Source organism: Bacillus sp. SIMBA_026 (assembly GCF_046535335.1).
Classification (GTDB): Bacteria; Bacillota; Bacilli; order Bacillales; family Bacillaceae; genus Bacillus; species Bacillus velezensis.
Genome location: NZ_JAWRWX010000001.1, coordinates 402376 through 421863, shown reverse-complemented (window position 1 = coordinate 421863; position 19488 = coordinate 402376). Strand labels below are relative to the sequence as shown.

20 protein-coding genes and 3 riboswitches are annotated in these 19488 nt (G+C 46.3%); of the genes, 8 read left to right on the top strand and 12 right to left on the bottom strand.

Annotated elements, in window-relative coordinates; all coding sequences use genetic code 11:
• Nucleotides 1-8 precede the first annotated feature (8 nt).
• The 4 genes from SB847_RS02365 to SB847_RS02350 form a co-directional block, all read right to left on the bottom strand.
• Complete coding sequence (locus tag SB847_RS02365) at nt 9-563, bottom strand: YkoP family protein (protein ID WP_007407215.1); 555 nt, start codon at nt 561-563, stop codon at nt 9-11.
• 179 nt (nt 564-742) lie between these two features.
• Entirely contained in the window at nt 743-1207 is a 465-nt protein-coding gene (locus SB847_RS02360) for a MarR family winged helix-turn-helix transcriptional regulator (protein ID WP_007610911.1), read from the bottom strand.
• A gap of 142 nt (nt 1208-1349) precedes the next feature.
• Nucleotides 1350-1532, bottom strand: a complete 183-nt coding sequence (gene fbpA / locus SB847_RS02355; protein WP_003154731.1) for a Fur-regulated basic protein FbpA — start codon at nt 1530-1532, stop codon at nt 1350-1352.
• 88 nt (nt 1533-1620) lie between these two features.
• Nucleotides 1621-1776 (bottom strand): hypothetical protein, encoded by a 156-nt coding sequence (locus tag SB847_RS02350; RefSeq protein WP_003154733.1) that lies wholly within the window; start codon nt 1774-1776, stop codon nt 1621-1623.
• A 194-nt stretch (nt 1777-1970) separates the two neighbouring features.
• Between SB847_RS02350 and SB847_RS02345 the strand changes: the two genes are divergently transcribed.
• On the top strand, nt 1971-2303 hold the full coding sequence (locus SB847_RS02345) for a MerR family transcriptional regulator (RefSeq protein ID WP_014417562.1): 333 nt from the start codon (nt 1971-1973) through the stop codon (nt 2301-2303).
• Between the two features lie 35 nt (nt 2304-2338).
• Here SB847_RS02345 and mgtE read toward each other — a convergent pair whose 3' ends face one another.
• From mgtE to SB847_RS02330, 3 genes are all read right to left on the bottom strand, one after another.
• Nucleotides 2339-3694 carry a magnesium transporter gene (mgtE, locus tag SB847_RS02340; RefSeq protein ID WP_012117400.1) on the bottom strand — a complete coding sequence of 452 codons (1356 nt, stop codon included), beginning with the start codon at nt 3692-3694 and terminating at the stop codon, nt 2339-2341.
• 234 nt (nt 3695-3928) lie between these two features.
• A riboswitch (M-box (ykoK) riboswitch) is annotated at nt 3929-4094 on the bottom strand.
• A 106-nt stretch (nt 4095-4200) separates the two neighbouring features.
• Nucleotides 4201-4338 (bottom strand): transcriptional regulator SplA domain-containing protein, encoded by a 138-nt coding sequence (locus SB847_RS02335; protein WP_003154740.1) that lies wholly within the window; start codon nt 4336-4338, stop codon nt 4201-4203.
• Nucleotides 4339-4425: 87 nt separating this feature from the next.
• Entirely contained in the window at nt 4426-5688 is a 1263-nt protein-coding gene (locus SB847_RS02330; RefSeq protein ID WP_265972100.1) for a glycoside hydrolase family 18 protein, read from the bottom strand.
• A gap of 165 nt (nt 5689-5853) precedes the next feature.
• Nucleotides 5854-5967: riboswitch (TPP riboswitch) on the top strand.
• A gap of 179 nt (nt 5968-6146) precedes the next feature.
• On the opposite strand from SB847_RS02330, the gene SB847_RS02325 reads away from it, so the two are divergent.
• Genes SB847_RS02325 through SB847_RS02315 form a run of 3 tightly spaced genes read left to right on the top strand, consistent with a single transcriptional unit; the run spans nt 6147 to nt 9106 of the window.
• Nucleotides 6147-6746: an ECF transporter S component gene (locus SB847_RS02325; protein ID WP_007610905.1), complete on the top strand. Its 600-nt coding sequence runs from the start codon at nt 6147-6149 to the stop codon at nt 6744-6746.
• Nucleotides 6733-8370 carry an ABC transporter ATP-binding protein gene (locus SB847_RS02320; RefSeq protein WP_265972105.1) on the top strand — a complete coding sequence of 546 codons (1638 nt, stop codon included), beginning with the start codon at nt 6733-6735 and terminating at the stop codon, nt 8368-8370. Before SB847_RS02325 ends, SB847_RS02320 begins: the two co-directional genes overlap by 14 nt.
• Nucleotides 8345-9106, top strand: a complete 762-nt coding sequence (locus tag SB847_RS02315; RefSeq protein ID WP_012117396.1) for an energy-coupling factor transporter transmembrane component T family protein — start codon at nt 8345-8347, stop codon at nt 9104-9106. The genes SB847_RS02320 and SB847_RS02315 overlap by 26 nt, the downstream gene beginning before the upstream one ends.
• Before the next feature lie 45 nt (nt 9107-9151).
• Here SB847_RS02315 and SB847_RS02310 read toward each other — a convergent pair whose 3' ends face one another.
• On the bottom strand, nt 9152-9985 hold the full coding sequence (locus SB847_RS02310) for an STAS domain-containing protein (protein ID WP_265972108.1): 834 nt from the start codon (nt 9983-9985) through the stop codon (nt 9152-9154).
• A 220-nt stretch (nt 9986-10205) separates the two neighbouring features.
• Between SB847_RS02310 and SB847_RS02305 the strand changes: the two genes are divergently transcribed.
• Both SB847_RS02305 and metE read left to right on the top strand, forming a co-directional pair.
• Nucleotides 10206-11165, top strand: a complete 960-nt coding sequence (locus SB847_RS02305) for a S8 family peptidase (RefSeq protein WP_044801314.1) — start codon at nt 10206-10208, stop codon at nt 11163-11165.
• Nucleotides 11166-11304: 139 nt separating this feature from the next.
• A riboswitch (SAM riboswitch) is annotated at nt 11305-11459 on the top strand.
• Nucleotides 11460-11542: 83 nt separating this feature from the next.
• The gene (gene metE, locus SB847_RS02300; RefSeq protein WP_003154751.1) at nt 11543-13831 is read left to right on the top strand and encodes a 5-methyltetrahydropteroyltriglutamate--homocysteine S-methyltransferase; all 2289 of its coding nucleotides are present in this window, start codon (nt 11543-11545) and stop codon (nt 13829-13831) included.
• 47 nt (nt 13832-13878) lie between these two features.
• Here the strand turns inward: metE and yeiL are convergent, their stop codons facing one another.
• Complete coding sequence (gene yeiL / locus SB847_RS02295; protein WP_410562615.1) at nt 13879-14550, bottom strand: transcriptional regulator YeiL; 672 nt, start codon at nt 14548-14550, stop codon at nt 13879-13881.
• An 81-nt stretch (nt 14551-14631) separates the two neighbouring features.
• Here yeiL and SB847_RS02290 point away from each other — a divergent pair, with 81 nt between their 5' ends.
• Nucleotides 14632-15816 carry an MFS transporter gene (locus SB847_RS02290; protein ID WP_130571064.1) on the top strand — a complete coding sequence of 395 codons (1185 nt, stop codon included), beginning with the start codon at nt 14632-14634 and terminating at the stop codon, nt 15814-15816.
• Between the two features lie 266 nt (nt 15817-16082).
• Nucleotides 16083-17243 (top strand): BclA C-terminal domain-containing protein, encoded by a 1161-nt coding sequence (locus tag SB847_RS02285; RefSeq protein WP_410562618.1) that lies wholly within the window; start codon nt 16083-16085, stop codon nt 17241-17243.
• Nucleotides 17244-17263: 20 nt separating this feature from the next.
• Here SB847_RS02285 and SB847_RS02280 read toward each other — a convergent pair whose 3' ends face one another.
• Genes SB847_RS02280 through SB847_RS02270 form a run of 3 tightly spaced genes read right to left on the bottom strand, consistent with a single transcriptional unit; the run spans nt 17264 to nt 19463 of the window.
• The gene (locus tag SB847_RS02280; RefSeq protein ID WP_410562620.1) at nt 17264-18391 is read right to left on the bottom strand and encodes a glycosyltransferase; all 1128 of its coding nucleotides are present in this window, start codon (nt 18389-18391) and stop codon (nt 17264-17266) included.
• 4 nt (nt 18392-18395) lie between these two features.
• Nucleotides 18396-18857, bottom strand: a complete 462-nt coding sequence (locus SB847_RS02275) for a hypothetical protein (protein WP_029325871.1) — start codon at nt 18855-18857, stop codon at nt 18396-18398.
• Nucleotides 18858-18878: 21 nt separating this feature from the next.
• Nucleotides 18879-19463 (bottom strand): alpha-helical endospore appendage domain-containing protein, encoded by a 585-nt coding sequence (locus SB847_RS02270; RefSeq protein ID WP_410562623.1) that lies wholly within the window; start codon nt 19461-19463, stop codon nt 18879-18881.
• Nucleotides 19464-19488: the final 25 nt, after the last annotated feature.

Genomic DNA, 19488 nt, shown 5'->3' with positions numbered 1-19488 from the left:
GCTTTTTGTCAGCTCTTTTCAGTCTGATATGTGCACATCAATTTTTCTTTGGAAATAAATAAATAGCAGGAGTAAGGAATGTTTTTGAGGGTGAGCTGTTTTGCAGTAAAGTATAAAATGGGAATATGGGCCGCTTTCTTAAACAGCCTGTAGCAGCCGCTGGACGGTTTTATCACATCAAAACCGAGTCTCGCCGCTCCTTTATGAAGCATTGTAATGCCGACGACTCCCTTAATCTCGTCTTTCCGTTTATGCTGGTTAATATAATCCGCTAAATGAGGCATGGATTGATATACCTTCTGATATAGCATAATCCCCCTTCTGACCGCGCTTTCAATAGGCTGCAGCTCTTTCAGGAGTTTGACATTATGAAGATGAATCTTAACTAACACGTCGTTTTTTTTAATTCTGGTTCCGTCGCTCAGGATGACTTCTTTTCCTTTATATCTAGTCAAACGGACGCGGAATACATTCGATTGCCGTTTATCAATCAGCGTCAGCCGGGTAAAGAAGAAATAAAGCGGATCAAGTAAGTACCATATAGACAGCAGACAGCTTCTCACATGTTCACCTTCTTTATATTCAAAGCACCCTCATATTTTGGCATGGGGCATGTCACATTATGATTGGTAAATAATGATGCCGACCTGTATCAGCTTATGCAAAAACCGCTTCAGGCTCTACTGTCCGGAACAGAAAAAAAACACTCTTCGTGAAGAAGAGTGTCTGTATCCGCTTTCTTTTAACGGAAAAGCAAATGCTGGCTGTGAATTCCCGCTTTTTTCAGCAGGGCTATCAGCTGTTCCTGTTCCTCAGGCATAAGTCCTGAAAACGCTCTCGCAATTCTCAATGAATGAATCGGATAAATTTTATCCAAATACTCGTTTCCTTTATCAGTTAAATGGGCGTAAACAGACCGTTTGTCCTTCGGGTCTTGTTCTCTGACCAAAAACCCGTTTCTTTCAAGCTTGTCGATGACATAGGTGACATTCCCGCTGACAAGCAAAAGACGCGACCCGATTTGCTGAAGCTTTTGCGGTCCTCTCGTATAGAGCAGCTCCAAAACGGCAAATTCAGTCGGATTAAAACCGTGTTCTTTACTGTCTCGGATGCTGTGTTCAGACACACTCTTGAAAGCCCTTGCAAAAACTTTGTACAAATTCATCGAACGCATCACTTCTTCTTCGTTAAATGATAATCTCATCATATCTACCCCGTATTTAAGATTTTTATAAAAAAATAATGTAAACCCTTACAATTCATAAGAGTCGTTCTTTGTTTTATATTCTATTCGTGCCGTTTTTCAGAATTCCTTCTTTTTTATATAAAAAAATACCCTTATACATCATTTAATTTGTATAAGGGTTCCGTTCTTTATAGGGAATGTTCCGAAAAAAATACGCGTATTCCTTTCTCAGCTCCGTAATTGTCATGGAATTGAGTATTTCTTTCGTATAGACTCCGATCTGCAGAAGCTTTTTGGAATAATGGTTTCTCTCTTTGTCCAATGCATTTTGAAGCAAACGACTCATGGCGGCCTCCTTTGTTTTCCGTTATTCTATGATCAGAATAACGCTTTTATATCAAAGATGTATAAAGCCATTGTAAAACTTCTGTAGATTATGATGTTTTTCGGTAAAGTCCGTTCTGGACGGCTCTGAGCAGCGGAAAAGCGTGTTCCCCGGCAAGCTGCATGAACGCCTCCAGCATTTCATCGCGTTTCATATCTAATTCAATGATTTCTTTTGCCAGCGAAACCGCTTTTTCTTTCTCCATTCCTATCCTTCCTCCTCATTGTGTCTGTACAGTAAGCATAAAACGGGGCAAAGGACCATGCATTAACCTTGTCAATTTTTCTGCCGCTTTTTTTCTAAAATTTTCTATTCCGTGTCAGAAAACCTGACAAGCGTCAGGTTTTTTCTCTTTTTTTCTTATATAATATGAGTAAAAGACATCCAGGGGTGGGGAAAATGACGGCAGACGAACAATCTTACAAAGATAAAAAAGTAATCTCGATCGGCATTGTAAGCGAATTAACCGGATTGTCAGTCAGACAGATCAGATACTATGAAGAACGGAAATTAATCTACCCGCAGCGTTCATCACGGGGAACGAGAAAGTATTCTTTCGCGGACGTTGAGCGGCTCATGGATATTGCCAACAAGCGGGAAGACGGCGTGCAGACGGCTGAGATTTTAAAAGACATGCGAAAAAAAGAACAGGCTCTTAAAAACGACCCGCAGCTCCGCAAAAAAATGCTGGAAGGACAGCTTAATGCTCATTTTAAGTATAAAAACCGCTGATCAAAAAAGTCCGCCTCCTGTGAGACGGACTTTTTTTATAAAGCATGAAGAAATGCAGTTGCAATGCCGAAATAAATTAATAAGGACAAAATATCGTTCAGCGTCGTAATCAGCGGTCCTGATGCAATCGCCGGGTCAATGTTCAGTTTATGAAGAATAATAGGGACGATCGTTCCCGCCATCGTACCGATAATCAACGTTGCAAGCAGCGATGAACCGACGACAAAACCGAGCGTTAAGTCTTTCTGCCAGACGGTTGCGACAATCGTAATCGCGATCGCACAGACGATGCCGATATAGATACCGGTTCTTAATTCACGGAAAATCAGTTTAAAGATGGTTTTTTTATTCATTTCTTCTTTAGCCAGTCCTCTGATGACGACGGCGAGTGACTGTGTGCCTGTATTACCCGTCGTTCCCGCGATCATCGGCATGAAAAACGCGAGGGCGACTACTTTTTGCAATGTATCTTCAAAATAATTCAGAATGCTTCCGGAAATCAATCCGATAAACAAAAGCAGAATGAGCCACGGCAAACGGCGGTACGCCGCAACGTACGCTTTCGTATCAAATGTAATCGCCTTACCGGAGGCTGCGAATTTTTCGTAATCTTCATCGGCTTCTTTAATCACGACGTCAATAATATCATCGACAGTGACAATACCGACAAGCACATGATTTTCTTCCACGATGGGAATGGCTAAAAAGTCATACCGCTGGATCAGCCGGGCGACTTCTTCCTGGTCTTGGAGCACCCCGGCCGAGATGACACGAGTAAACATGAGATCCTGCACTTTATCCTCAGGCTCGCCGAGAATTAAATCTCTGTATGAGAGCACTCCGACAAGCTGCTTGCTGTCATTAATCACGTACAAATAATTTATTGATTCTGCGATTTCTGCAAAGCTTTTCAGCTTCACGACCGCATCTTTTACTGTATAATGCTGCGGAATCCAGACGAAGCGGTTCGTCATCATCCGGCCCGCCGATTCTTGCGGATAGTTCATCAAAAGCTGTACGGCCTTTGATTCCTCAGCCTCCATGCTGGATAAAAGCTGTTCTTTCAGTTCTTCATCCATCTCTTCCAGCAATGCTGCGAGATCGTCGTTATCCATTTTATTCATTGCGAGAGTGGCTTTCGTTTTACCGACTTTATGCAAAACGGCAAGCTGAAATTCCCGCTCCAGCTCTCCGATCATATCGGTGATGTCATCAACCGTCATATATGACAGATAGCGGGCCCGGTGCTTTTCCGGCATTTCTTTAAACAAAAATGCCATGTCATAGGGCTGAAGCTCATCTATCATGTTTCGGAATTCTTTTATTTTTCCGTCCCGCAATAAAATGATAATGCGTAATATGAGTTCGTCATAGGTCATGTTTTGGACCATCGGGACTCGTACCTCCTTTACGGAGACGCGCCGTCCGTCAAGGGAAGTGCGGCGGTTTGTCTCCTCATCATGTCGTCACTGGTTATCTGGCTGTATATGGGTACTTCTTCTGACATACTCGAATGGGGAGAATCCATACTCCGCACCTCCTTATCATGCTCAGTCGTGTACGTTTTGAGGCATAAAAAAAACCTTCTGATATGAAGGCGAAAACAAGCACGGCAAATAAACGTGCGGGGCCTCCAATCGTAGAGCTTTAGCACTGTATGGCATAGGACAGCCATCCAGCTGCGTTAAGAATCACCTTATGTCGATGATTCCTGTTGACCCATTGGCGTCTTTGGACATTTTTGGGCAGCAGCGTATCTCCATACAGGAGCCTCACCTAACGAAGTTCTTATTTGAATTGACACACTGAGATTACAGAAAAAAAAGGAATGTGTCAACCTTAAATTTGTGATTTCAGCACATGCCTATAAAATAAATGGAATAAAGGCATAAAACCCTTATTCCGGCAAATCGCTTTCATCTTCTTCTGAAAGGAAATGATAGGATTCATGCAGCATGAGCGCGTACTCCCCTTCTTTTGTCGGATGCGGTACATACTCAGCCTCGTTGATATACTGCTCTTCCCTTTTCTTCATATGACAGACCTCCTGTTCAATTTTAGATTGTCCAAAAGAAGACCCGTTATCATAGAAAAAAAATCACTTGCGGAGCGGGACATGCAGCTATATTTTTCGGATCGTGAAAAAGTTCCTAAGCAGCCACGGGCCCGGTTTGAAACCGAGCGTTAATTGCCACGCGCCGATCGCCTGCAGTCCGAACTCCCGAACGAGAACCATTTTTTCACTCATGCTCCGCACATCCTCAAACCACACTTCATGCGTTCTTCCATTTTCATCAGTATACCGGAAGTAAGGGGAACGCTCCTGCTGGGAATAACGGATCACTGATTGATGCTTCATGGCCGTTTCCATGGCACGCTGATTGGAGATGGCGGATCCGGTCGTTCCCGGACGGTACGGAATCACCCAATCATACCCGTACAGCGGAACACCGAGAATCACTTTTCTTCTCGGCACCCTGCTGATGACAAAATTGATCGTTTGCCTGACCTCTGTCAAAGGCGCCACGGGTCCCGGCTCACTGCCGGCGTGGTGCCAGTCGTACGCCATAATGAACATATAATCGACGACGGCTCCGATTCCGCCGTAATCATATCCCCTCAGCCACGGCACTGCATCACTTGTTTTCGCCGGAACCGATATCGTTAACGCGAGCTGATGCTCTGAAAGCCGGGTTTTTAACTGCCGGAGAAATCCTGTGAAGAGGTCCCTGTCAGCTTCTCTGACCCGTTCAAAATCGATATTTACACCGCCGTATCCCTTTCTTACGGTTAAGGAGACGATATTGTTGACGAGATTCGTTCTTGCCGTCGGATTTTGCAGCACTTGATGGGCTAATTCCGGACTGAATCCCCCTTCTGTCAGATTCGTAATGACGGCAAGCGGGCGCACTCTGTTCTGCCATGTGGTTTCTATTGCGGTTCTGTCGTTTAAATCGTTAATGATATCTCCATTCGGGCCAAAATGATATTCAAACAAAGAAATCGCCGAAGAATACGGCGCAAAATCATTAATTAACTCTCTATCCGCTTCAGGCGTCCGAATGACATAAAATTGCAGGGTACCCGCAAGATAGTTAGAGATATCAGGGATCTTCACTTTCATACCCGCCCGCAGCCGGTTCGGCGGAATATCCGGGTTTGCCTGCATCAGCTGCATCTGCGGCACATAAGCCTTACCTGCGATAACGGCATACGTATCATTCGGCTGAACCGTATATTCATTAAGAGGGATTAAAAGCGCCTGCCCCGGAACGATATTCGTTTCCTCAAGCCCGTTGACGCTTCTGATGCTGTCAACAGGGTATCCGTACTTTCTGCTGATGGAAAATAACGAGTCGCCAGACTGCACTGTATGAACAAACATAGATGTCCTCCGTTTCCTTTTGATCAAAAGGGCTCTTCTTATCTTAGGGCTCTTCTTATCTTTATGAATGATCTTCCGCTCCGATTCCAAACTCTGTTCGGAGAAAGGCTGTTTACAAATCAGACATGATCAACTATGATGATGTCATCATAAAAAACTGTATAGGAAACGCACTAGGGGTGCTGTTATCGGCTGAGATAAAACATGCGGCAGGCGTGTTTTGATCCCTTATAACCCGATCTGGATAATACCAGCGTGGGGAAGTGCAGATTGACCGGAGCGCAGGGTTTTTCCCCATGCGTTTTCGTTCTGCTGCTGCATATTCCCTCGGATATGCAGTTTTTTATTTTTCATTAAAAAACGGGGGAGGACACCGCAATATGAAACTAAATATAAACCGCCTGTAAAATCAACTCTTTCATACATACGACTATCCGATAAGAAAGCAGGAGATCACAATGAAAAATTGGAAAATGAGAGAAATTGTCGTCATGTCCGTCATCAGTGTTGTATTTGCTGTCATTTATTTAGTATCAACTCATGCAAGCAATATAGCGGCAGGATTTTTCGGCAGGATGAGCTATGAACCGATTTACGGTATCTGGTTTATCGTCTCGGTGATTGCCGCGTACATTATTCAAAAACCGGGAGCGGCTCTCGTTTCTGAAATCATCGCCGCGTTTGTGGAGTGCTTACTCGGAAATCCGTCAGGACCGATGGTGATTCTGATCGGGATCGCACAGGGAATCGGTGCGGAAGCGGTCTTTTTTGCGACACGCTGGCGGATTTATACCCTGCCCGTGCTTCTTTTATCCGGTATGGGGTCTTCTGTGACAAGCTTCATTTATGACTTGTTCGTTTCGGGGTACTCTGTTTTGAATCCGGGTTTATTAGCCGTCATGCTTCTCATCCGTCTGGTCTCAGGTGCGCTTCTTGCCGGCCTTCTCGGCAAAGCAATCAGTGATGCGCTGGCTTACACAGGGGTGCTGAACGGCATGGCGCTCGGAAAACAATTCAAGAAGAAAAAGAAACAGGTGAACCAAGATGCAGGCATTTGAGCCCCTTCTATCGGCCGGCCGTCTTACCTTTTCTTATGATCAGGATGAAAAGCCGATTCTTCAAAACGTGTCCTTTCAGCTCCGCAAAGGAGAGCGGGCTTTATTGCTCGGGCCGAGCGGATGCGGTAAAAGCTCGCTCGCTCTCTGTTTAAACGGTCTGTACCCGGAAGCATGCGATGGGGTTCAATCGGGAACCGTTTCTTTATACAGAACACCTCTTTCACATCTGACAGAACCCGCCGCCAGATCCATCGGCGTCGTGTTTCAAGATCCGGACCAGCAGTTTTGCATGCTGACGGTTGAAGATGAAATCGCCTTCGGCCTGGAAAATTTGCAATATACAAAAGAAGATATGGACGCAATCATCGATGACGTTTTAGAAAAATTAGAGATCACTCATCTGAAAACGCGAACGATCGCTTCGCTGTCAGGCGGTTCAAAACAAAAAGTGGCGCTTGCCTGTATCATTGCGATGGAACCGGAACTCATTATTTTGGACGAACCGACGGCACAGCTTGATCCATATTCCGCACGTGAATTAGTGCGGCTGATCAAAGATCTTCAAGCAAAAAAAGGCTTCGGCCTTCTCGTTATCGAACATCAGCTTGATCATTGGGCGCCGTGGATGGACAGGACGATTGTCCTTGATGAAACGGGTCAGAAGGTGATGGACGGAGAGACGGACGTTATCTTTGAAACAAAGATTGGAGAGCTGATGGAGCTCGGCATTCCGATCCCGCGTGTGATCTCATTGCAGGAGCACGTCAGCATTCCTTTTACATTGTGTAAAGAAAAGCTGTTTCACGAACCTGTACCATCTCTGCCCGAACCCCGGCCCGCCGCGCTTTCGGCAGAAGACGCGCTGAACGTTCACGAGCTGTCATTCTCAAGAGGAGCAGACGTCATTTTTCAGGATGTGAGCTTTTCCGTAAAAAAAGGTTCAATCACCGCGATTGCCGGCCCTAACGGAACAGGAAAATCCACGCTCCTTTCTGCCGCGGCCAAGCTCATCCGTCCGCTGGGCGGAGACATCAAAATAGACGGCAGACCGATTGATTCCTATTCTGAAAAAGAGCTGCGGCGGCTGATCGGATATGTTTTCCAAAATCCTGAACACCAGTTTGTCACAGATTCCGTCATTCAAGAGCTGATGTTCGGTTTTGAAAGCAGCAGAGCCGCAAAGGAGAAAGCTCTTCAGCTGTTAACCCGATTCGGCCTGAGACGCCATGCCTCACAGCATCCGTTTTCTTTAAGCCAAGGACAAAAACGCAGGCTCAGCGTCGCGACGATGCTTATGCACAATGTGAACGTTTTGATGCTTGATGAACCGACTTTCGGACAGGATGCCAAAACGGCGCGGGAGTGTATGCAAATGCTCCGTGAGATTCAAAAGGAAGGAACGGCTGTTTTAATGGTGACACACGATATGGAACTCGTCTCAGATTATGCCGACACGATCCTTGTGCTCTGCGGCACGAAACTGGTATTCCGGGGAACTCCCGACGCTTTGTTTTCTGATAACACCGGGATCGCCGAGCAGGCGCATTTGGCTTTGCCGCTGCGGTATGAATGGATGAAACACGACAGGAGGCGGAGAAATGAACTTGCGGCTGGAGGCTGTTAACCCGTCAATAAAGGCGGCGGCTGTATTGTTATGCGTCATTATGCTGTCGTTTATTTATAATCCGTACACCCCTGCTTTGTTTTATATCATCATTGCGGGAGGCGTCCTCTCGGCGGGGCGTGTGCCGCTGAAAAAATGGCTGCTGTTCACGATTCCGTTTGTCATTCTGGCCTTCGGTTCTTTATGGACAGCCGCCGTATTCGGAAACATCCCGACAACCGGAAGCAACCTGCTGTTTAAGCTCGGGCCGATTGCCGTCAACAGTGATAACGCGGCGCTCGGGATTTCTATCGCGTTTCGTATTTTATGTTTTTCCGCTTTGTCGATGATGTTTCTTTTCACAACCGATCCGATTCTGTTCATGCTCAGTCTGATTCAGCAGTGTAAGCTGCCGCCCAAGCTTGCATACGGCGTTATCGCGGGGTTCCGGTTTCTCCCTCTTCTGAAAGATGAAATCCTGATCATCCGGCAGGCGCACAGAATCAGGGGCGCGGCGTCTGATTCCGGGCTGAAAGGAAAGCTCTCCGCCTTCAGGCGCTTCACCATTCCGCTATTGGCAGGCGCAATCAGAAAGGCGGAACGCACGGCGATCGCGATGGAATCTAAAGGCTTTACGGGGAGCCGAAACCGCACGTTTTACAGAACTGTTACTGTGCGCCGCGCCGACTGGTGCTTTTTCCTGCTCGTGCTTCTGTTATTCGGCGCAAGCTGGCTCATTTCATTGTTGTTTGTATAAAAACAGGCCGCCGGAGTGATTCGGCAGCCTGTTTTGTTATGTATGTTATTGATGATAATTGAGAGCCTGAGCGAGATTGGACTTGATCGTAATATCTGAGAAATTAATGCCGAGCTGTACGGCGGTTTGAGCCATTTCCGGCCTGATTCCGGATAAAGTGGACGTGACGCCGATCAGGTTCAGCGCCTCAATTAATTTAAAAATCTGATGCGCCACCATCGTATCGACAACCACTACACCCGACAGGTCAATAAACAGATGTTCAATCCGCCGTTTGGCACATGTGCTCAGCGTATTTTCAAGAATGAATTTGGCGCGCTCCGTGTCAATATCGCCGACAAGCGGCAGCAGCGCCGTCCGTTTGCTCAGCGTGATAACCGGCGAGCTTAACTCCAAAATCATTTCTCTTTGCGCGTTCAGCTGCATTTTTGAGTTATGCTCGGCATGATCGACAAACGTGTAAATCGTAAAATCAAATACTTGTACAATTAAATTCTCCCATTTCTTCCTTTCTCCCTGTGCAAACGAAGATTCATGTTTATCGGCAAACGCATCATAATAACTGATGTATAGTCTCCGGTTTCTCATGAATTCACGGACCACATACTGGACGGGTGTATCCAGATGCTTCTGGTCTTTCGCGAGCTCAATCACCCACTGCTCGAACTCTTCTAAAAATTCTTTTTCCGGCATGATATACATTTTATTAATATGCCGGTAAAATTCTTTATCCTGCTCCGTCAGTTCTTCTGTGATGACAGGATTTGTCAAAGAATAAATCGAATTCGGATCCGAATCTTCCATCGTTTCGATCCACTCTTTCGCAATTTGATCCACTTGTTCTGAAAAATAGTTGTATAATGCTTCACTTATCTTCATATCTCTTCTCCTTTCCCATTTCCAATTATAGCGTCAGCGGGTCATGAATGAAAATGAAAGCTGTCAAACTATCCATATATTTGAAATTTTTTAGTACGATAGATTACGCCTTTTTTATGAAAATGCTTCAAATGACTCTTTCCGGCCGGCATGCTCTGCCATAAAATAGTAGCAACACCCCTTGTATCCACTCGCAAGCATAAAAAAGGAGGGCTTTTTTATGAATGGTGAAATGCATTTGATTCCTTATGTCACGGATGAACAGATCATGGATGTGAACGAGCTTCCTGAGGGGATTAAAGTGATTAAGGCGCCAGAGTTGTGGGCAAAAGGGTTTAAAGGCAAGGATATTAAAATCGCGGTGCTTGACACAGGCTGCGACATCAATCATCCTGATTTGAAAGACCGGATTGTCGGCGGGAAAAACTTCACCGATGATGATGGAGGCAAAGAAGACGCGATTTCCGATTATAACGGACACGGGACACACGTTTCCGGAACGATTGCCGCCAATGATTCAAACGGCGGAATTTCGGGTGTCGCGCCGGAAGCAAGCCTTTTAATCGTTAAAGTTCTCGGCGGTCAAAACGGCAGCGGCAAATACGAATGGATCATTAACGGCATCAACTACGCCGTTGAACAAAAGGCCGATATCATTTCCATGTCACTCGGCGGGCCAAGCGATGTGCCTGAATTGAAAGAAGCCGTCACAAATGCGGTAAAAAGCGGTGTTCTGGTCGTTTGCGCAGCAGGAAACGAAGGCGACGGAGACGAGCGTACAGAGGAACTGTCGTATCCGGCCGCTTACAACGAAGTGATCGCAGTCGGATCAGTCTCAATCGCCCGTAAATCGTCTGAATTTTCAAACGCCAATAAAGAGATTGACCTGGTGGCTCCGGGAGAAAATATTCTCTCCACCCTTCCCAACCATAAATACGGGAAGCTGACGGGCACTTCAATGGCCGCCCCGCATGTGAGCGGAGCGCTTGCCTTAATAAAAGGGCTTGAACAGGACGCGTTTCAGCGGACGCTTTCTGAGGCTGAAATCTACGCCCAGCTCGTGCGGCGGACCCTTCCTTTGGACATCTCCAAAACATTGGCCGGGAACGGATTTCTGTATTTAGACGCGCCTGAAGTGCTGATGGAAAGAGCCGAACAGGCACAGCTGCTGTCTTTCTGATATTTTTCTCGTATAATGATTAATCAGCTTGTCACATCACCAATTTTTAAATTGTGAGATTTTCTATTGACAGTGATCTGAATAAGCTGATAAGATAACCAACAAATGATGTAACTTTTCAAAAAAATTGAAATATTTTCTCTTATCGAGAGTTGGGCGAGGGATTGGCCTTTTGACCCCAACAGCAACCGACCGTAATTCCATTGTGAAATGGGGCGCGTGATTTTTGCGCCGAGACGATTGTCTCATAAGGCACGGTGCTAATTCCATCAGACGTGATCTGAGAGATAAGAGAGGCTTGCATTTTGAAGTTAAAGCCTCTTTCTCTCATGAGAAAGAGGCTTTTTTGTTACATCTCACTTAAAGGAGGAAACTTAATGACAACAATCAAAACTTCGAACCTCGGTTTTCCGAGAATCGGCTTGAACAGAGAATGGAAAAAAGCGCTTGAGGCTTATTGGAAAGGTAACACTGACAAAGAAACGTTTCTTAAAGAGCTTGACGGTTTATTCTTATCAGCTGTCAAAACACAGCTTGACCAACATATCGATATCGTGCCGGTCTCTGATTTCACCCATTATGACCATGTGCTTGATACAGCCGTCAGCTTTAACTGGATTCCGGAAAGATTCCGCAGCATCACGGATCCCGTTGATACATACTTTGCGATTGCCCGCGGTGTAAAAGACGCCGTTTCCAGTGAAATGACGAAATGGTTCAATACCAACTACCATTACATCGTTCCTGAATATGACGAAAGCATTGAATTCCGTCTGACGAGAAACAAACAGCTTGACGACTACCGCCGAATCAAAGAAGAATTCGGAGCGGAAACAAAACCAGTCATCGTCGGTCCATACACATTCGTCACACTTGCGAAAGGATACGAAGAATCAGAAGCGAAAGCGATTCAAAAGCGCCTTGTTCCTCTTTATGTGCAGCTGCTGAAAGAGCTTGAAGCAGAAGGCGTAAAATGGGTTCAGATCGATGAGCCTGCCCTTGTGACAGCTTCTTCTGAAGACGTCCGCGCCGCCAAAGACCTCTATGAGGCGATCACAAAAGAGCTTTCAGGACTGAATGTCCTCCTGCAGACATACTTCGATTCGGTTGATGCATATGAAGAACTCGTTTCTTATCCTGTACAGGGAATCGGGCTTGACTTCGTACATGATAAAGGCAGAAACCTTGAGCAGCTGAAAAAGCACGGCTTCCCGAAAGATAAAGTGCTGGCAGCCGGTGTGGTCGACGGCCGGAACATTTGGAAAATCGATGTTGAAGAACGCCTTGATGCGGCTTTGGATATCCTCAGCCACGCTGATGTTGAAGAGTTATGGATTCAGCCTTCAAGCAGCCTTCTGCACGTGCCGGTGGCGAAACACCCTGACGAGCATCTTGAAAAGGATTTGCTGAACGGCCTGTCATACGCTAAAGAAAAACTGGCGGAACTCGGCGTCTTAAAAGAAGGGCTTCTGTCCGGAAAAGCGGCCGTCAGTGAGCAGATCGAAGAATCAAAAGCGGCACTTAAGGCTTTAAAAGCATTCGCAACAGGAGCGAACTCAGCTCAAAAAGAAGAGCTGAATCAGCTGACGGAAAAAGATTTCTCCCGTCCGGCAAGCTTTGAAGAACGATTGGCGCTGCAGAATGAATCACTCGGTCTTCCTCTTCTGCCGACGACGACAATCGGAAGCTTCCCTCAATCTGCCGAGGTGCGGAGCGCACGGCAAAAATGGCGCAAAAAAGATTGGACGGATGAACAGTACCAAGCCTTTATTAATGCGGAAACGAAGCGCTGGGTTGACATTCAGGAAGAAATCGGCTTAGACGTGCTCGTTCACGGAGAATTTGAGCGGACGGACATGGTCGAATACTTCGGTGAAAAACTGGCCGGATTCGCCTTTACGAAATATGCATGGGTGCAGTCTTACGGTTCACGCTGCGTACGTCCGCCTGTCATTTTCGGAGATGTCGAATTTATCGAACCGATGACGGTAAAAGATACGGTCTACGCCCAATCGCTGACGGAAAAACACATGAAAGGCATGCTGACGGGACCTGTCACCATCTTAAACTGGTCATTCCCGCGTGTGGATATTTCAAGAAAAGAAATCGCCTTCCAGATCGGGCTTGCCCTCAGAAAAGAAGTAAAAGCGCTTGAAGATGCCGGTATTCAGATTATCCAAGTGGATGAACCCGCGCTCCGCGAAGGACTGCCGTTAAAAACGCAGGATTGGGATGAATATTTAACTTGGGCCGCAGAAGCATTCCGGTTAACGACGTCTTCTGTGCAAAATGAGACGCAGATTCATACGCATATGTGTTACAGCAACTTTGAAGATATCGTAGATACGATCAATGATCTTGACGCGGATGTCATTACAATCGAACACAGCCGAAGCCACGGAGGATTTTTAGAATATTTGAAAGAACATCCTTACGTGAAAGGCCTCGGACTCGGTGTATACGACATTCACAGCCCGCGTGTGCCGGCAACTGAAGAAATCTATCAAATTATTGATGACGCGCTTGAAGTGTGTCCGACTGACCGCTTCTGGGTAAACCCGGACTGCGGACTGAAAACAAGACAGCAGGAAGAAACCGTTGCGGCATTAAAAAATATGGTCGACGCCGCGAAACAGGCACGAAAAAAACAAGCTCAGCTTGTATAAAAAAACAGCCATCCGCAAATCGCGGGTGGCTGTTTTTTCTGGGCGTGCTACTTATTCTTCAGCGCCTCCGCAAGTTCACTTAGTGAATCATGCTGCTTAATTTGATAGCCCCGCCCTTCTTTTTGCAAATACCCTTTTTGGCAGAATTGCGTCAGCACATGCAAGAGATGACGGTAAGATACACCCAAATAATCACAGACCGTTACGTGCTTCTCTTTATAAACCCCTTCATAAGCCGTCTGCAAAATAAAATCAGCCAGCCGGTTTTCAAGCGGGAACGCCAGACTTTGTGAATATTTCGAAGCCATAAGCGTTGCCTTAGCACTTAGAAACTTAGCCAACTCACGCAGGAATTTCGCATCCTGCAGCAATTGCACGCGACAGCGGTAAATAGGCAGAGCAAAACAAACAGTCTTCGCTGAGGCTTGAATTCCTTTTGTGTAATACACTTCATGTAATAGTTCCATCTCTCCGATGTAATCATTTTTGTTGATAAAATTAATTAAAGAAACTTTCCCGTTTTGATGGGTTACATATATTTTCGCTTTTCCTTCAATCACGTAAAACAGGAAGTCAGACCTCCTGCCCTCTTGAATAATCCATTCGTCCCGCTCATATTCGCGCACTTCCATAAACTCTTCAGCGGGGAAAGAGAATAAATGCGCGATTGAGTGTTTTTTTAACTTATGCCGCTTTTTCTCGCCTTTATAAATTTCCATCGTCCACCCCAAAAATATGAGATATCTCATATTGTCTTTATGTCCTTACATGATAACATGCCAATTAAAGGAGGAACGGGAATGAAAGCATATCGCTGGATGAGTCTGCATTTTTTTAGTTTTTTTATGACATGGGGTGTTTTTCTGCCCTATTGGACAGGATGGATGGTGCATATAAAAGGGGTTTCCGTATCCGAAGCCAGTTTCATTATGAGCCTGGGCTTGGCGGCAAGAGGGATTTCCACATTATTTTTCTTCCCTTATTTATCAGGAAAATTCAGCAGCAAAGCCTTATTAAACGGCGCCAGAATCGGGACGCTTCTCGCACTTTTATGTTATATTCCCGCTGATTCTTTTCAAAGCCTGCTTCTTGTCACATTAGTGCTGCATGTGTTTTACCCTGCTTTAATGCCTGCTTTAGACAGCGCTTGCGGCGTCCTTGTACAGCATAACGAATTAAAGGCTTATGGGACAAGCCGCCAGTGGGGGTCCGCGGGTTTTGTTTCAGCCGGCGTCATCCTGTCCGTCTTTACAGGTATATTCGGAGATCAAGCGATTTTATGGGCACTGCTTTTGGGCACCCTGATATTCGCATGTCTCAGCTTTATGCATGCGCCAGCTGTTCTTTCAAAACGGCCGGAAACAGACCGCGCAAGAAAAGAGGGTATGTTTGCCTTATTCCGCATCAAATATTTCGGTCTGGTGCTCGCAATCGTTATCTTACTGCAGGCGGCACATGCATCTTACTACAATTACGGTTATCTCTTTTTGCAGGAAATCGATGCGCCCGCATATGCCATCGGAATCATCATCAACATCGCCGTTATCGCGGAGATTATCTTCTTTGCAATCGCTGACCGATACTTTCATCAATTTACGGCAGGCTCTTTGCTCGCTCTGGCGGCGCTTGGTGCTACCGTACGCTGGATACTCGTATTTGCCTTTCCGCATGTCATCATTTTCTGTATTGCGCAGACGCTGCATGCCTGTTCATTCGCGATGGGACACTATGCATTTATGAAATACTTAATTAAAAATATTTCACCCGCGCAAATCCCGAAAGCCCAAGGCATATATTCAGCGCTTGCGCTCAGCTGGAGCACTGCGGCATTTACTATTTTCGGAGGTTTTTTATATGAAATTGAACCCCGGTATGCCTTTATCGGAATGATTGTTTGTACGATCCCATCCATGCTACTCGCCCTTGTATACAGAAAACTTGAAATGAAAAAGAGAGTTTTTGCAGGAAACGCACAAGATATATAGCCATCGCTTTATAGACGATCACATGTCCCGCTGTCATTTTGACCGATTTGCGAATGCTGTGCGATGTATTTTCTCTATATTTAAAGTATTTCCTTCATATATGATGAAATCAAAAACAGCGGTATAGCCCGCTCAATTGGTTAATGAAGGGAATCAGAAACTTGGACAGAATCCGTGAATATAATGATACAGTACTGCTTACGCTCATTTCGGGGAACTTTGTTCGTAATAAAATGATTTTCAGCCAACTCATAAGGAGGGACATTGTGTCACAGCCTAATTTGCCCAATATCACCCCTGTCGTTACACTTTCCAGAGACGATACCATTAACCTTCTTCTTTCGTCAATTGCTATGGAAGAGCTGGGAATGGCACATATTCTGAATGCGGAAGGGGAAAAAATCCAATACGCGCTCGGAACGATTCCCGGATTAACAGGACCCCCGTCAAGTCTTGCTGATATTCTTAACCTGAATGAGAGCGTCCGGGATACGCTTGACAGCTTAATGAAACAGGAGCTTCTTCTCGGTTCAAAATTGGACAGTATCTCAAATATCCCTACACTGGCGGGACCGACTGGTGCTACGGGGCCGACCGGGGCAATAGGACCGGCCGGAGCGACGGGGCCAACCGGACCGACCGGGCCGACGGGGGTCACCGGTGCGGGCCTTCAAGGAATTGTTGCTTTTAATCCGCTGAGCGCCCCCACTTACACAACCGGACAGGTTGTCTTGTATAACGGAAGCTCTTACGTCGCAAACGTAAACAGCCCTGTGGGAACCCCTGGAGCCTCAGCTGACTATACACTTTTAGCTGCAGCGGGAAGCACCGGCACTACTGGCGGTACCGGGCCGACTGGAATCACCGGCGCTACTGGCGGTACCGGACCGACCGGAATCACCGGCGCTACTGGCGGCACCGGACCGACCGGAATCACCGGCGCTACTGGCGGCACCGGACCGACCGGGATCACCGGCGTTACTGGCGGCACCGGACCGACCGGGATCACCGGAACAAGTCTGACAGCAACTTCCGGCTATGCGAGCAATACGGGCGGCGGTGTTGTCGCAGTTATTGCCGGCGGCACGACCATTCCCTTACCGAATGAACAAAACCTTTCGGCAGATATTACGGCTAACGCCGCAAATACCATATTTACCGTTGCTCCGGCGGGACGGTACTATATTTCCTACCATATTAATTTAACGGCCGGCCTGCTTGTAAGTTCGCGTATTTTAATCAACGGCACTCCTCCTGCAAGTTCGATTATCGCCCCGGTCGCGTCTTTGGCAAACTTTAATAACTCCTTTATTGTGACTTTGCCAGCAGGCAGCACCATCCAGCTTCAGCTGTTCGGATTATTGGGTGCGGCCACATTGCTTGGAGGAAGCGCCGGTGCAGCTTTAAACATTATTCGATTATCTTAATCGAACATGCAAAAAAAGGATCAGGCGTTTGTCCGCTGATCCTTTTTTAATTGAGACAGAAGCTCTTGTGCGGGTTTAAATTGAGGATTGAACTTCACCGATTTTTTGGCGTAAGCGATGGCCGTCATATCATGGTTTAATGCAGCATGGCATTTCGCCATATAATAAAAAGCTCTGAAATCGGCGGCACCTTTTAAAATGAAGTGATCAGCGTTTTCTCCTTCAACCTGCGTTCCGTTTTCAAATGCTTTGATTGCCGCTCTGTACTTTTCCAAATGATATAATACAAGGCCTTTATAATAATGAAGATTGCTGTAATCAGGATATAGCTTGAGCACTTTTTCAATCCCTTGTTCGGCTTCTTCATACCGTTTGAGCTCAAGCAATATTGTATATTTCAAATAATACAGGAGAGACGGAGGCATTCGTTTTTCGCTTAAAAATTGAAAAATTGAGCCGTTGACAAGATGTAATGCTTTTTCATAGTCTTTTATTCTGTAGCATTCACTTGCCAAATGATAGACAAGCCACGGATCAGGATTTTCCTCTGAAAGCTCTTCATTTAAAATGCTGATATTCCGTTTATGTTTTTGCTTGATCTTTTCTTCCTGCTCCAAGTAGCCATAGTGATGAATCACACATGGGAGCGTGAAAAAAGCATTGTTTTCTTCCTCATTGGGAGCCGAGATATTCTCGTGAATTCTGCCTTGATACAGAAGGCCTTTATGATTGCGGAACAGTCTCGGCTGCATGCTTTCAAACGCTTCGTTTTCATCGAGCAGCTTCCCTGTATAATTGATGATTTTCAAAAGACCCCGGCTCGGTAATCCGTCATGAAGCAGCGAAGTTAAAAAACGGCCCGTCTCCTGATCGAGCTCTTCATCCGCGTCAAGCACTAAAATCCAATCTCCTTCGGCATGCTGCAGGGCGTAATTTCTGGCCTTTGCGAAATCATTCTCCCATTCGAAATCAAACACTCTTGCCTGAAAGCTTTTGCATATATCTTTTGTATTATCTTGTGATCCGGTGTCTGCGATGACGATCTCATCAACGATGTCTTGTACACTTGATAAACAACGGGAGATGTATCTCTCCTCGTTTTTCACAATCATGCAAAGAGTCAGTTTACATTCAGCATTTCCGCTCATTTTCTCACCTTTCCCGATTTTGGAGTTGTTGATTGAACCAAGGCCGTTCAGGAGTGCCGTTCATCGTTATGATGACAGGCCGCACCCATCTGACGGCAGGTTCGGCAGTTTCCGTATCCCATTCCTGAAGCTGCCTGACAGCCCGCTTCGTAATGGGATGCGCCCGGAATTCGCGCGGGCTTTCAAAAATGAATTTTTTCGTTCGTTCCGTAACTGTCTTCATTTCAAGAAAGTGCCGCTCATACATCTGCTTCTGCTCTTCTTCCAGGCTGATCATTAAAAACAGACGGCCGCCTGTTTCCATCTGCCAGCGGCACAATGCGGAGAACAGCCTGATTTCTTCTTTGTAATTTGAACCCCTTCTTTTATCCACGGTCACAGATAATATATGTAACAGCGCAATCGTGAGACAATGCATGGCTTCAAAAGATGCCTGTTTCGCTTTTGAAATGCTTGGATACGGCATATGCTTCACCCGTCTCTTTTTTTATGAACGCTCCCCGCCTTTTTTCTTCCAACCGCAGTCCTCACAATCCCCGTACTCACAGCAGCCAATGCGGCCGTAAAACAGGCCGTCACACGGATCTTCCGGATCACTGGGATCGTCTGGATTCCACGGGTCATCAGGATCGCCCGGATCACTTGGATTACTTGGGTCGTCCGGATTCCACGGGTCATCGGGATCGCCCGGATCACTCGGATTACTTGGGTCGTCCGGATTCCACGGGTCATCAGGATCGCCCGGATTACTTGGATTGCTTGGGTCGTCCGGGTCCCTACAGGCTTCAGAATCCTGTAAGAAGATAATGTCCTCAAGCTTCGTCTGCAAAAGGAGTTGTGATTTCATGACGGTGCGCAGGAGCCGTTCAGTGCTTCTATTGATTGATGACAATTCCTCCAAGGAGGGATTGCCGGAAGCGCCGAGAAACATTTGAATCCTTTCCGCTTCCGCCTGCAGAATATGGGATAGTCCGATTTCTTCCATAGCCACGGATGAAAGAAGGAGGTTCAGGGTCTCACATCTGGAGAGTGTAATGTCGGGGGTGATGTTCGGTATGTTTGGAAGAGACATCGATTTCTCCCTCTTTTCTCTTGGT

What these genes read in the sequence shown, in the direction of transcription:
- SB847_RS02270 (WP_410562623.1), bottom strand. Translation starts at nt 19,463, where the DNA reads ATGTCTCTTCCAAACATACCGAACATCACCCCCGACATTACACTCTCC.
- SB847_RS02330 (WP_265972100.1), bottom strand. Translation starts at nt 5,688, where the DNA reads ATGTTTGTTCATACAGTGCAGTCTGGCGACTCGTTATTTTCCATCAGC.
- SB847_RS02325 (WP_007610905.1), top strand. Translation starts at nt 6,147, where the DNA reads ATGAAAAATTGGAAAATGAGAGAAATTGTCGTCATGTCCGTCATCAGT.
- fbpA (WP_003154731.1), bottom strand. Translation starts at nt 1,532, where the DNA reads ATGAGTCGTTTGCTTCAAAATGCATTGGACAAAGAGAGAAACCATTAT.
- mgtE (WP_012117400.1), bottom strand. Translation starts at nt 3,694, where the DNA reads ATGGTCCAAAACATGACCTATGACGAACTCATATTACGCATTATCATT.
- SB847_RS02315 (WP_012117396.1), top strand. Translation starts at nt 8,345, where the DNA reads ATGAACTTGCGGCTGGAGGCTGTTAACCCGTCAATAAAGGCGGCGGCT.
- SB847_RS02350 (WP_003154733.1), bottom strand. Translation starts at nt 1,776, where the DNA reads ATGGAGAAAGAAAAAGCGGTTTCGCTGGCAAAAGAAATCATTGAATTA.
- SB847_RS02290 (WP_130571064.1), top strand. Translation starts at nt 14,632, where the DNA reads ATGAAAGCATATCGCTGGATGAGTCTGCATTTTTTTAGTTTTTTTATG.
- SB847_RS02280 (WP_410562620.1), bottom strand. Translation starts at nt 18,391, where the DNA reads ATGAGCGGAAATGCTGAATGTAAACTGACTCTTTGCATGATTGTGAAA.
- SB847_RS02320 (WP_265972105.1), top strand. Translation starts at nt 6,733, where the DNA reads ATGCAGGCATTTGAGCCCCTTCTATCGGCCGGCCGTCTTACCTTTTCT.
- yeiL (WP_410562615.1), bottom strand. Translation starts at nt 14,550, where the DNA reads ATGGAAATTTATAAAGGCGAGAAAAAGCGGCATAAGTTAAAAAAACAC.
- SB847_RS02275 (WP_029325871.1), bottom strand. Translation starts at nt 18,857, where the DNA reads ATGCCGTATCCAAGCATTTCAAAAGCGAAACAGGCATCTTTTGAAGCC.
- metE (WP_003154751.1), top strand. Translation starts at nt 11,543, where the DNA reads ATGACAACAATCAAAACTTCGAACCTCGGTTTTCCGAGAATCGGCTTG.
- SB847_RS02305 (WP_044801314.1), top strand. Translation starts at nt 10,206, where the DNA reads ATGAATGGTGAAATGCATTTGATTCCTTATGTCACGGATGAACAGATC.
- SB847_RS02345 (WP_014417562.1), top strand. Translation starts at nt 1,971, where the DNA reads ATGACGGCAGACGAACAATCTTACAAAGATAAAAAAGTAATCTCGATC.
- SB847_RS02335 (WP_003154740.1), bottom strand. Translation starts at nt 4,338, where the DNA reads ATGAAGAAAAGGGAAGAGCAGTATATCAACGAGGCTGAGTATGTACCG.
- SB847_RS02360 (WP_007610911.1), bottom strand. Translation starts at nt 1,207, where the DNA reads ATGATGAGATTATCATTTAACGAAGAAGAAGTGATGCGTTCGATGAAT.
- SB847_RS02310 (WP_265972108.1), bottom strand. Translation starts at nt 9,985, where the DNA reads ATGAAGATAAGTGAAGCATTATACAACTATTTTTCAGAACAAGTGGAT.